The sequence below is a fragment of the Campylobacter sp. 2014D-0259 genome (assembly GCF_008000505.1).
GTDB classification, from domain to species: Bacteria; Campylobacterota; Campylobacteria; order Campylobacterales; family Campylobacteraceae; genus Campylobacter_D; species Campylobacter_D jejuni.
Genome location: NZ_VOAQ01000024.1, coordinates 125,323 through 137,914 on the forward strand (window position 1 = coordinate 125,323; position 12,592 = coordinate 137,914).

Consider the following 12,592-nt stretch of genomic DNA (forward strand, 5'->3'; position numbering starts at 1 on the left):
AATGTTAGAATGGGATTTAAGTGCTTTATTCCACGATAAAGAAGCATTACAAAATTTTACACAAGATCAAATCCAACAAAGTTTAAATTTCAAAAAAAACTATGAAAATAAACTTTATGCATTAAATGCTAATGAGTTTTTACAAGCTTTAAAAGATTATGAAAATTTAAATCAAGCCCTTGGCAAAATCATGACTTATGCTTATTTACTTTTTGCTAAAAACACTCAAAATGGTTCTTTTTATGCACAATACGAAGAAGAATGCAAAAAAATAGAAGAAAATTTACTCTTTTTCGAGCTTGAATTTTGCGAGTTAGCTCCTGAGAAAAGTCAAGAATTTACAACTTTTTGCAAAGATTATGATTTTTATCTTTCTAATTTATTGCAAAACAAACGCTATAATCTTAGCAAAAACGAAGAACGCATTATGCTCTATCTTTCAAATACAGGTGCAAATGCTTTTAGTAGACTTTTTGATGAAAGTATGAGTGCTTTAAAGATCCCTTTTGAAGGTAAAAAACTTAGCGAAGAAGAAATTCTAAGCAAAATGTATGATGAAGATAGAAAAACACGCAAAAAAGCTGCTAAAAAATTCAGTAAAGTTTTGCAAAAAAATAGCAGACTTTTAAGTTTTATTATCAATATGATAAAAACAGAAAGAAAAAATATAAGCTTATTAAGAGGTTATGAAAATGCTGAAATTTCAAGACATATCAGTAATCAAATTTCACAAAAAAGCGTTGATTCTTTGATAGCAAGCGCACAAAAACATTTTAACTTAGTATCGCAATTTTACAAAAGAAAAAAACAAATTTTAGGCTATGATGAGCTTAAAGACTACGACAGATATGCACCCATAGGAAAAGAAGCAAGTTTTGATTTTAAAACAAGTAAAAATATTGTTTTAGAGGCATTTCAAGCTTTTTCTCCGCAATTTTATGATATAGCAAAAAATGCTTTTAATCAAGGCTGGATTGATGTTTATCCACAAGAAAATAAACAAGGGGGTGCTTTTTCACATTCTGCAACTTCTGATGCGCATCCTTTTGTTTTATTAAACTACACCGATAAAAGGCGTGATCTTTTTACACTTGCACATGAATTAGGACATACTATCCATCAAAAACTTTCTTACAATGTAAGCTACTTAAATCAAAACACACCTTTAACCACCGCAGAAACAGCTTCAGTTTTTGCTGAAATGCTGGTATTTGATTTTATTAAAGATAAGTTAAAAAAAGAAGAACTCCTATCTTTATATGCAAATAAAATCGAAGATATTTTTGCAACTTTTTATAGACAAATTAATTTTACTTGTTTTGAAAGACGCTTACATGCTCAAGAAAATGAACTTAGCACCGAAGAAATCAATAAAATTTGGATGGAAGAATCTCAAAAGATGTTTCAAGACAGCGTAAAACTTACAAAAAATTATGCTTCTTGGTGGAGTTATATTCCTCATTTTATCCATTCTCCTTTTTACTGCTATGCTTATGCTTATGCACAACTTTTAGTTTTAGCTCTTTATGGACTTTACAAAAGTAAAAAATGTGAAAATTTTAAAGAACTTTATATCAAAATGCTTTCTTTAGGTGGAAGCGTGAGTCCAAAAGAACTAGTAGGAATGTTTGGCTTTGATATAGAAGATGAAAATTTTTGGGAAATAGGCATAAAAGAAATTCAAAAACTCATCAATGAATTTATGGAGTTACAATCATGCTAGAAACAATCTTAAAAAATGAAAATTTTATCCATACCATGCAAAAGCATTGTTATGAAGTTATTTCACACCTTATAGAAGAAAATATAGAATTTTCCATAGTTGCAAATACAAATTTCATAGATTTTAACCCTGAACTTCCCAAAGAGCTTGATGTTAAACAAAATCCTTATGCTCTTTTTGCTCTTGGAGGATACACCTTTGAATCCATACAACTAAATAAAGATTTCATTCAATTTCACGCAGGTTTTGGAAATGATGATTTTGATAGTTTTGTAAAGGTTGATTTAGGAGCTATCACGCAAATTCAAATAGAAAATAACATTTTATTTGTTAATTTTAGCCTTTATAAACGCGAAGATAGTAAAAATTTACAAAAATCTAAAAATATATTTTTAAATAATCCAAAAAATAAAGATATTTTCAAAAAATGAATCTATTTGAAGATTTAAATGATAGTCAAAAACAGGCAGTAAGCCACATTGATGGAGCTATGCTTATCCTAGCGGGTGCAGGTAGTGGAAAAACCAAAACTATTACCACTCGTCTTGCTTATCTTATCGGTGAAGTAGGCATCCCCTCGCATAACACTCTTACTCTTACTTTTACAAATAAAGCAGCTAGTGTTATGCGTCATAGAGCATTAAATTTTCTACAAGGCAATCACAATCCCTTGCTTTGCACCTTTCATAAATTTGGACTTTTATTTTTAAAACTCCATTTTGAAAGATTGGAGCGTAAAAATAGTTTTATTGTTATCGATACAGATGATACAAAAAAAATAATTAAAGACTTAATCCATGATAAAAACAAAGATAATGTCTATGATATTATCAAATACATATCTTATTGCAAAAATGAAGGCAAAAGAGTAAGCAATGTCTTTGAAGATTTAAATTTACTAAAAGAACATAATTTTGAAAAATATCAAAATGAATACAAATTTGCCAACTATTACCGTGCTTATGAAGAATACTTATTAAAGCAAAATTTTGTAGATTTTGATGATCTTTTATTGCTAAGCAATCTCATTTTAGAAAATGATATAAATTTTGCCAAAGAACAAAGCTTACTTTATAATTACATTACAGTTGATGAGTATCAAGATACTAATACCTTGCAATATAAAATTCTAAAAAATCTATGTTGTATGCATGAAAATATCACAGTTGTTGGTGATGATGATCAAAGTATTTATAGTTGGCGTGGAGCAAAAATTGAAAATATTTTAAATTTTCAAAACGATTTTAAAAATGTTAAACTTGTAAAACTTGAACAAAACTATCGTTCAGTAGGGACTATTTTACAAGCAGCAAATAATCTCATATCTCACAATGAGCAACGACTTGGAAAAACTTTAATCTGCACTAAAGATACTGGGGAAAATATTAAAATATTAAAAAACGAAAACGAAAAAGATGAAGGTTTATATATCGCTCAAGAAGTGAAAAAATTGCTAAATTCTGGAGTAGAAGCTAAAGAGATCGCCGTTTTATTTCGAGTTAATGCACTATCAAGAGCAATAGAAGAAGCATTTATGAAGGAAAAAATTTCTTATAAACTGCTTAGCGGTATGCGTTTTTATGAGAGATTAGAAATAAAAGATTTAATCTCGTATCTTAGACTTATCTTAAATCCAAATGATGATTTGTCGTTTAGGCGTATTATTAATCGCCCTAAAAGATCCATAGGAGAAAAAGCCCTAAAAAATTTAGAAGAATATGCAAAAAAACGTCAAATTTCACTTTTTGATGCCTTATGTGAAAGCGATGGCGGTGTAGGAATTTTAACAACAAAAAAAGCACAAAATGAAGCAAATATTTTTATACAAAATATTCACACTCTAAAAAGCTACGATAATGCAAAAAAAGTTTTTGACAATATAGAAGAATTATTTAAAATCAAAGATTATTTTTCAGAGCAAGATGATGGAGATGAAAGAATCAGAAATCTTGATGAGTTTTATGCTAATCTAAGAGAAAAACTCAAAGAAGATCCCGAAGCTTCTTTAGAAGATCTACTTAGTGAAATTTCTTTATTAAGTGATCAAGATAATTTAGATGAAGAATGTGTTTGCTTGATGAGTATTCATGCTAGCAAAGGTTTGGAATTTGATTATGTTTTTATAATAGGCTTTGATGAAGGATTTTTTCCTTTAAATAGCGAAGAAAATCTCGAAGAAGAACGCCGTCTTGCTTATGTTGCCATCACTCGCGCCAAGAAATTTCTCACAATAAGTGTTGCAAATTCTCGTTTTTATCATGGTTCAAGAGCAAATATCAATCCTAGTCGCTTCTTAGAAGAAAGTAAATTAATCAATGAAAAATCAAAAAATCAAAATATACAAAAAACTAGTTTTTGCAAAGGAGATCTAGTTAAACATAAAATTTTTGGCATTGGCAGGGTTGTTGAAGTTAATAAAAGCGGAAAAGAGGAAAAGCTTAATATTAATTTTGGTGGTATAATGCGTGTAATCATGGCAAGCTTTGTGGAAAAAGCAGTATGAATAAGATCTTTGCAGCCTTTAAACCAAGAGGTTTGAGTTCTAATGCCTTTTTAAGTACTTTAAAGAAAAAATATAAAAATAAAAAAGCAGGATATTCTGGCACTCTTGATCCTTTCGCCAAAGGGGTTTTAATCGTTGCGTTTGGACAATACACAAAACTTTTCCGATTTTTAAAAAAAACTCCAAAAACCTATAAAGCTACTTTATGGCTTGGAGTTTACTCCTTAAGTCTTGATGATCAAAATATAAAAGAAATTAAAAATATAAAAGAATTTGATCTTGCAAATTTACAACAAATCATTGATCAAATGCAAGGAATTATCTCCTATACACCGCCGCAATTTAGCGCCAAAAGAATCAATGGAACTCGCGCCTATGAACTTGCAAAAAAAGGTATAGAAGCAAATTTAAAACCTTGCCAAATGGAAGTATTTGATTGCAAGATTTTAAGCTATAATCATCCTTTTTTAAATATCGAAATCACAGTCAGTGAAGGTGCTTATATAAGATCTTATTGCGAACTTTTTGCTAGAAAACTAGGTATTAATGCGACTTTAAGCTCTTTAGAGCGCATTAAAGAAGGCAAATTTGTTTATAATAATGAGAAAAGCTTAAATGTGTTAAAATACATTAACCTAAAGCCAAATTTTATCAAGGATTTAAATAAACTCGAAAATGGTGCTAAAATTTTTGTCGAAGAATTAAAATTTCATGATGAAGGAGATTATTATATTGAAACAGAAAAATATTTTAGCATAATTAATATTAAAGAAAATACAGTAAAATATCTTCTAAATAAGGTTGAAAAATGTTAATATTATCAAGAAAAGAAAATGAAAGTATAATTATCGGAGAAGGTATAGAAATCAAAGTCGTTCAAACAGGGAAAGGATATGCCAAAATAGGCATAGAAGCTCCAAAATCCCTTATGATACTTAGAAAAGAACTTGTTCAACAAGTAAAGGATGAAAATTTGCATTCTGTTGTTCAGAATGATATTAAACTTGATGACTTAAGCAAAAAACTAATCAAATGAAAGCTTACGCTAAAGCAAATATTTTTTTAAAACTTACCGGTTTTGACTCAAGAAAATATCATCTTTTAGAATCACGATTTATACTTTTAAAAGATCTTTTTGATGAGCTTGAGCTTGTTGATAAAGAATCAGACTCTAAAAAAGAATTTGAAATCATTAGTAATTTTAAATGCGAAAATAATATTATTCAAAAGGCTTACTTACTACTTTCTAAAAGATATAACAACGAATTAAAAGAATTATTTAGCAAAAAAAGCCTAAAACTCACAAAAAATATCCCAGTATGTGCTGGACTTGGCGGTGGAAGTAGCGATTGTGCGAGTTTTTTACTACTAATGAATGAAACCCTAAATTTAAAATTAAACCTACAAGAACTTATAAATTTAAGCATACAACTAGGAAGCGATATTGCCTTTTTTTTAAGTGGCTTTCACTCTGCTAATGTAAGTGGCTGTGGCGAAATTATAGAAGAATTTGAAGATGACATACCTAATTTAAAATGGACTTTTCCACAAATATCTTGCCAAACTAAAGCTGTTTATGATGAATTTGATAGAGGAATATTTGACTTTCAAAAAAACAATAATCAAGCGCAAATCTACAAAAAACTCAGCACAAAAGAGTTGTTACAAAATTTTAAAAACAAAGAATTAAATGATTTATTTACTCCTTGTGCAACTTTATATCCTAAAATGAAGTCTTACTTACAAGAAGATTTTTTTCTAAGCGGTAGCGGTAGTAGTGTTTTTAAGGTTGATCGATGAAAATTATTGCGAGAAATAAAAAAGCTTTATTTGATTATAGCATCATAGAACGCTTTGAAGCCGGAATTGTCCTTAAAGGAAGTGAAGTTGTAGCCTTAAGAGCAGGAAGAGCAAATCTTAAAGACTCTTTTGTTCGCATTATAAAAAATGAGATTTTTTTACTTAATTCTCATATTTCATTGCTTCATACTACACATTCTTTCTATAAACACGAAGAAAGAGGTGCTAGAAAGCTTTTAATGCATAGAAAGCAAATTGATAAATTATTAGGTAAAGTAAGTATAGAAGGATATACTATTGTTGCATTAGATCTTTATTTTAACACAAAAAATAAAGTAAAAGCCACTCTTGCTTTAGCTAAAGGGAAAAATTTGCACGACAAGCGTGAAACTTTAAAGAAAAAGCAAGCCGATTTAGAAGCTAGAGCTGCTATGAAAAATTATAAATAAAGGAAATTAAATGAAAAAAATTTTAACCCTATTTTTAATAAGTTTAGCATTTTTTCTTAATGCTTGCTCCAAAGAAGAAGAAATTCAAAATGATTTTATGTTTGAAGAGTATCACAAAGGAGATAAAATAGTATTAAATAGTGTAAATGGTGGAAGCAAAACTTTAATAAGAACAGATAAAGGTTTTGTGGTAGAAGGAGAGGAAGGAAAAGTTCTAATGTTTGATTTTTTTGGCACTTTTTGCACCCCATGCAAAGAAGAAGCTTTAGATCTTAGCAAACTTTGGAAAAATAATTCTAGCAAATTTATCATTATAGGACTTACACATTTTGAAGATGTTAGCGATGAAACAGTTAAAAAATTCGCGGATGATTATGGTGCTTACTATTTTCTAAGCAATGGCGGTTCTAATGATCGTATTATTGCTCAAATTTTAAAAGATATAGACTATCAAAATATGGAGCAACTTCCTTTTAAAGTTGTTTTAAAAAATGGAATTTATCAAAAAATAAGCGATTACTGGAATAATAATGCTCCAACAAATTTTTATCTTGGCAAAATTCCAACAGAACTCATGCAAGAAGATTTAAATAAAATCTACAAAGGAAAATAATGCCAAAAACCCAAACTCTAGAGCAGACAAAACTTAGTGAACCAAAAATGTATAAAGTTATACTCTTAAATGATGATGTAACAACCATGGATTTTGTTATAGAAATTTTGATGAATATTTTTCATCAAAACCTTGAAAAAGCAAGTCAAACAATGTTAGAAATTCATCACAACGGTTCTGGAATTTGTGGCATTTACACTCAAGAAATAGCTCTTTCAAAACAAAAAAAAGTTATAGATGCGGCTAAACTTGCTAATTTTCCACTACAAGCAAAGGTAGAAGAAGAATGAAATACCAAGAAAATTTACAAAAATATCTTGATAATGCCAAAAATCTAAGCTTAATAAACCACCATGAATTTGTTACCTGTGAGCATGTACTGTTTGCATTACTAAAACTAAGCATTGATTTTAAGGATATATTTGAAGAATTTTCAGATGGAGATCTTGAACTTCTAGAAACTGAATTAAAAAATTACATTTCTCAAAACAATCAAGTTATTAAACAAGAAATAGAACCTACAATATCTGTTGTTTTAGATGAAATCTTACTTTCATCTAAAAATAAAAATAATGAAATTAAAATTATAGATTTTTTAGAAAAGCTCATACAGGATTCAAGAAGTTATTCTAGCTATCTCTTAAAAAAACACAACATAAATCTTACCAAAATTCAAGAACTTCAAAATCATGAAAATATACAAATTTTAAGCAACCACACAAGTAATTTAACACTTTTGGCTCAAAATGGCAAGATTGATCCTTTAATAGGAAGAAAATTTGAACTTGAAAGAATGATGCAAATTCTTTCACGTCGCAAGAAAAATAATCCTATTTTAGTAGGAGAAGCAGGAGTTGGCAAAACGGCCATTGTAGAAGGATTAGCATTGGCTATTGCGGAAAAAAAGGTGCCTAAAAACTTACAAAATGCAAAAATTTTTAGTCTTGATATGGCTAGTATACTTGCGGGAACAAAATACCGTGGAGATTTTGAGAAAAGAATTAAAGAAATTTTAAATGAACTTGAGAAAATACCCAATGCTATTTTATTTATTGATGAAATTCACACTATAGTAGGAGCTGGAAGCACAGGAGAATCTCATACTGATTTTTCCAATCTTTTAAAACCAGCTCTAAGTAATGGAACTTTAAAATGCATAGGTGCAACAACTTTTATGGAATATAAAAATACTTTTGATAAAAATAAACCTCTAAGTCGCCGTTTTGCTAAAATAAATGTAGATGAACCAAGCCAAGAAGAAAGTTTGCAAATTCTTAAAGGATTAAAAAACAAATATGAAGAATTTCATCATATAAAATTAAACGATGAAATTCTTCAATATGCTGTAATTTGGGGTAAAAAATTTTTTAATGATAAATTTTTACCTGATTGCGCTATAGATCTGATCGATGAACTTGGCGCTTCTTTTGCTTTAAATCCAAAAGCTAAAAAAAATGCAAATTTAAAAGATTTAGAAAATGTTTTAGCAAAAATGACCCACCATCACAAAATGTTTGAATTCGATCAAAATAAAGCTTTAATGAATTTAAAAACAAATTTAAAAGCAAAAATTTTTGGCCAAGATGAAGTTATAGATAGCCTTGTTTCATCACTTAAGCAAAGTTTCGCAGGATTTAAAAATTCCAATACACCACGCGGAGTGTTTTTGTTTACTGGATCAAGTGGAGTTGGAAAAACAGAATTTTGCAAAGCTTTAGCTGAATTTTTAGGTTTAAATTTAGAGCGCTTTGATATGAGCGAATATGCAGAAAAACATGCTATAAGTAAACTAATAGGATCTCCAGCTGGATATATAGGTTTTGAAGAGGGTGGACTTTTAAGCAATGCTATTCGCAAAAATCCTTTCAGTCTTGTTCTTTTTGATGAAATAGAAAAGGCTCATCCTGATTTAAGCAATACCTTTTTACAGATTTTTGACAATGCTGAACTCACCGACAATAGCGGTCTTAAAGTAGATTTTAAAAATACAATCATTATTATGACATCTAATCTAGGACTTAAAGAAAGCAATGAGCTTGGTTTTTTAAGTAAAAATGAAGAAAAAAGTAATCGTGCTATCAAAGATTTTTTTGCTCCAGAATTTATTAATCGCATTGATAAAATTTTACATTTTAATGATTTAAACGATGCTATACTTGTTAAAATTATCGAAAAAGAACTTGATGAAATTTCTAAAAATTTAAATAATATAAAATTATCAGTGGATGATAAAGTCAAAATTTATTTAGCTAAAAAAGCCTATAATAAAGAATTTGGAGTAAGGCTTTTAAAACGCATAATTTCTGAGGAAATAGGAGAAAAAATCAGTGATGAAATTTTATTCGGGAAGCTTAAAAAAGGCGGTATAGCTAAAATCAAACTTGGTAAAAATGGAAAGCTCGAATTTATATTCTAAATTACTCAATGCACCTAAAAATGCTCCTGTATTTTTAAGTCAAAATTTAGAAGCTGATTTTATTGTAAAAGCTTATACTTTTGGTCTATTCCCATGGACAAGTAAACCTGTAACTTGGTGGTGTCCAGATCCTAGATGCATTTTAATTCCAAATCAAATTCACATCCAAAAAAATATGAAAAAATTTATTAATCTCTATCAAATTAAACTTGATTATGATTTTTTAAAATTAATTACATTATGTCGCGATACACGCTCTCAAAGCTGGATAGATGATGAATTTATTACCACTTATTATAAGTTATTTACCCAAGGCTATGCGCATAGCCTTGAACTTTATGAAAATAATGAACTTATAGGTGGAATTTATGGTTTAATTTTAGGCAAGGTTTTCTTTGGTGAAAGCATGGTAAGCATTAAAAAAAATGCATCTAAAGTTGCCATGATTAAACTTTGTGATTTATTAAAACCTTATGATTTTATCATAGATTGTCAAGTTTATAACCAACATTTAGAATTTATGGGTGCTCATAATATTTCTAGGAAAGAATTTTTAAATATTTTAAAAGAAAAATGCAATCAAGAAAGTGGTTTTAAAAATTTTAAAGATTTAATTACTTAAAAAATAAGCGTGAAAATCACGCTTATGACATTGCTTTAGCAACTTCAGCAGAGCTTTCACGAATTTTCTCCATACATTCTCTTGCTTCTTTTGCAAGTTCAACACTCTGATTAACATCCTCTAAACCGCTTTTAATACTCTCAACCACTTGTGATGTAACATTACGAATAGAATTAATCGTAGTGGTAATTTCATTAACTGAATGCCCTGTTCTTTCAGCTAAATTTCTTACTTCATCAGCAACAACAGCAAAACCTCTACCATGTTCACCAGCACGTGCTGCCTCAATAGCAGCATTTAAAGCAAGCAGATTAGTCTGATCAGCAATATCACTAATAGTCTGAATAATAGATTTAATTTCATCTGATTGTTGATTTAATGAGGAAACAAGATTTGAACTTTGAGACATCATATCAGCAATATTCTGAACATTTGAAACAGTGTTTTCAATTACACGATCTCCATCTTGAGTAAGATTATCATTTTTTTCTGCAAGTTCGCTTATGAGGCGAAGTTTTTCTTGATCTTTTTTAACTTGTTCGCTTATATCTGTAGCAAATTTAATAACCTTGTAAATTTTTCCATCATCATTTTTAACCGGATTATAACTTGCTTCAAGGTATACTTTTTTATTATTTCTTCCGTATCTTATATATTTACCTGATTGAAATTTGCCCTCTCTTAAATCTTCCCAAAATTGAACATAGTCCTTAGAGTGTCTATAATTAGAATCACAGAACATACTATGATGCTTTCCTTTAATCTCATCAATATTAAAATCCATAGTTCTTAAAAAATTTTCATTAGCCGTAATAATAGTCCCATCAGGTTTAAATTCAATAATAGCCATAGAACGATTAGCAGCAGCAATAGTATTTCTAAGATCAAGCATTTCATAATGTCTTTGAGTTATATCATTGGCAAATTTAATAATTTTATAAACATGACCATTATTATCACTAATTGGAAGATAATTTGCTTCTAAATAAACATCTATCCCTCCCTTAGCTATACGTCTAAAAAGACCACTTCTGGCTTTTCCATCTCTTAAATCTTTCCAAAAATCACTATATGCCGAAGAATTAACAACTTCAGGCAAACAAAACATACTATGATGCTTGCCCTTGATCTCTGAAAGGGAGTATTTCATAGTTGTTAAAAAATTTTGATTTGCCTCTAAAATAACGCCATCGGTGGTAAATTCAATTACCGCCATGGTATTCCCAATAGATCTTAAAATATCTCCTAAACCATTACACTTTTTTTCAAGTTGTTCAATTATTTCAGTATTATTTTTCTTAGCACCAAACATAAAACTCACCTTTTTAATAATAAATTATTTTAAAATTATATCATATTTATATAGTATTATTTACTTAAAATTATATTAATTTATAAGTTAAATATATCCTTTAAACCTACAATAATCATCTTAAACCCCATAGCAGCAATAAATACTTGTGCTATACGAGAAAAAACATGTAAAATCAATTTTCCAACTATTTTTTCTATAGTAGCTGCAAAATGAAAAAGTATAAACATAAAAATAAAAGCTATCATTACTCCGCCAAGAGCAACATCAAGCCCACCATCTTCGGCTATAACGATAACACTAGCTAAAGTTCCAGGCCCAACAAGCATAGGAAATGCCATAGGTATTAAACTCTGTCTTAAAATTTCCTTATCATCCATATCCTGATAAGAACTAAAATCCTTAGTTGCAATTTTTGTTGAAAAAAGTAAATTTTTAATAGCCATTATAATAAGAACCAAACCACCAGAAACCCTTAAATCATCTAATGAAACCCTAAAAATATAGTTCATAAACAAAGGTCCTGATAATAAAAATACCAAAACTATAGTAAAAGCTGTATAGAGAATAGTTCTAAAAAGTTTTTTTCGAAGCATTAAAGGCAATCCATCACTCATAGCCAAAAATTGAGTTAAATTACCAAAAGGATTTAATATGGCAAGTAAAGTAATTGCAGCAAAAAACATCAAATAAAGCTCAGAACCCATACTAGAAAACACTATCAATCCTTAGTTTTTACAAATTCCAAAGAAATAGAATTTACACAATGTCTTACATTTTTAGCAGAAAATCCTTCTCCTTCAAAAACATGACCTAAATGTCCATTGCAGTTTGCACATACAATCTCGGTTCTAATCCCATCTTTATCAGGAATTCTTTTAACAGCCCCTTTTATTTCATCATCAAAGCTAGGCCACCCACAACCTGATTTAAATTTATCTTCGGATTTATAAAGCGAAGCTCCACATTGCTTGCATTGATAGATTCCTTTTTCATAAAAATCATTATATTTCCCACTAAAAGGAGCTTCTGTTCCTTTATTTAAAATTACTTTTTTTTCTTCTTCATTTAATTCTTTCATGATCTACCCTTGTAAAATAATTTTTATATTATATAATTAAAATTTCAATTTTAAATGATAAATTTTTATAATT

14 protein-coding genes are annotated in these 12,592 nt (G+C 29.0%); 11 read left to right on the plus strand and 3 right to left on the minus strand.

The features are described from left to right. Position 1 precedes the first annotated feature (1 nt). Genes SR63_RS05245 through aat form a run of 11 tightly spaced genes read left to right on the plus strand, consistent with a single transcriptional unit; the run spans position 2 to position 10,126 of the window. Positions 2-1,723: a M3 family oligoendopeptidase gene (locus tag SR63_RS05245; RefSeq protein ID WP_002866120.1), complete on the plus strand. Its 1,722-nt coding sequence runs from the start codon at positions 2-4 to the stop codon at positions 1,721-1,723. Further along, positions 1,717-2,154, plus strand: coding sequence for a hypothetical protein (locus SR63_RS05250; RefSeq protein ID WP_002866121.1), 438 nt, complete (start codon positions 1,717-1,719; stop codon positions 2,152-2,154). Before SR63_RS05245 ends, SR63_RS05250 begins: the two co-directional genes overlap by 7 nt. Next, positions 2,151-4,226 carry an ATP-dependent helicase gene (locus SR63_RS05255; protein ID WP_002866122.1) on the plus strand — a complete coding sequence of 692 codons (2,076 nt, stop codon included), beginning with the start codon at positions 2,151-2,153 and terminating at the stop codon, positions 4,224-4,226. Before SR63_RS05250 ends, SR63_RS05255 begins: the two co-directional genes overlap by 4 nt. Further along, positions 4,223-5,041, plus strand: a complete 819-nt coding sequence (truB, locus tag SR63_RS05260) for a tRNA pseudouridine(55) synthase TruB (RefSeq protein ID WP_002866123.1) — start codon at positions 4,223-4,225, stop codon at positions 5,039-5,041. The genes SR63_RS05255 and truB overlap by 4 nt, the downstream gene beginning before the upstream one ends. After that, entirely contained in the window at positions 5,035-5,262 is a 228-nt protein-coding gene (gene csrA / locus SR63_RS05265) for a carbon storage regulator CsrA (protein WP_002852854.1), read from the plus strand. Before truB ends, csrA begins: the two co-directional genes overlap by 7 nt. Beyond that, on the plus strand, positions 5,259-6,026 hold the full coding sequence (locus tag SR63_RS05270) for a 4-(cytidine 5'-diphospho)-2-C-methyl-D-erythritol kinase (RefSeq protein WP_002877773.1): 768 nt from the start codon (positions 5,259-5,261) through the stop codon (positions 6,024-6,026). Before csrA ends, SR63_RS05270 begins: the two co-directional genes overlap by 4 nt. Further along, positions 6,023-6,475, plus strand: coding sequence for an SsrA-binding protein SmpB (gene smpB / locus SR63_RS05275; protein WP_002852861.1), 453 nt, complete (start codon positions 6,023-6,025; stop codon positions 6,473-6,475). The genes SR63_RS05270 and smpB overlap by 4 nt, the downstream gene beginning before the upstream one ends. 10 nt (positions 6,476-6,485) lie before the next feature. Beyond that, the gene (locus SR63_RS05280; RefSeq protein ID WP_002856169.1) at positions 6,486-7,088 is read left to right on the plus strand and encodes a TlpA disulfide reductase family protein; all 603 of its coding nucleotides are present in this window, start codon (positions 6,486-6,488) and stop codon (positions 7,086-7,088) included. Beyond that, positions 7,088-7,378 carry an ATP-dependent Clp protease adaptor ClpS gene (locus tag SR63_RS05285; RefSeq protein WP_002856038.1) on the plus strand — a complete coding sequence of 97 codons (291 nt, stop codon included), beginning with the start codon at positions 7,088-7,090 and terminating at the stop codon, positions 7,376-7,378. The genes SR63_RS05280 and SR63_RS05285 overlap by 1 nt, the downstream gene beginning before the upstream one ends. Continuing rightward, entirely contained in the window at positions 7,375-9,504 is a 2,130-nt protein-coding gene (locus tag SR63_RS05290) for an AAA family ATPase (RefSeq protein WP_063674698.1), read from the plus strand. Before SR63_RS05285 ends, SR63_RS05290 begins: the two co-directional genes overlap by 4 nt. Continuing rightward, positions 9,479-10,126, plus strand: coding sequence for a leucyl/phenylalanyl-tRNA--protein transferase (gene aat / locus SR63_RS05295; RefSeq protein WP_002826100.1), 648 nt, complete (start codon positions 9,479-9,481; stop codon positions 10,124-10,126). The genes SR63_RS05290 and aat overlap by 26 nt, the downstream gene beginning before the upstream one ends. Positions 10,127-10,148: 22 nt before the next feature. On the opposite strand, the gene cetZ is transcribed toward aat, so the two are convergent. The 3 genes from cetZ to SR63_RS05310 form a co-directional block, all read right to left on the minus strand. Further along, on the minus strand, positions 10,149-11,438 hold the full coding sequence (gene cetZ / locus SR63_RS05300) for an energy taxis response protein CetZ (protein WP_002861827.1): 1,290 nt from the start codon (positions 11,436-11,438) through the stop codon (positions 10,149-10,151). A gap of 80 nt (positions 11,439-11,518) precedes the next feature. Beyond that, positions 11,519-12,145 (minus strand): MarC family protein, encoded by a 627-nt coding sequence (locus SR63_RS05305; RefSeq protein WP_002866128.1) that lies wholly within the window; start codon positions 12,143-12,145, stop codon positions 11,519-11,521. A gap of 14 nt (positions 12,146-12,159) precedes the next feature. After that, positions 12,160-12,519 (minus strand): methionine-R-sulfoxide reductase, encoded by a 360-nt coding sequence (locus SR63_RS05310; RefSeq protein ID WP_002826104.1) that lies wholly within the window; start codon positions 12,517-12,519, stop codon positions 12,160-12,162. Positions 12,520-12,592 lie beyond the last annotated feature (73 nt).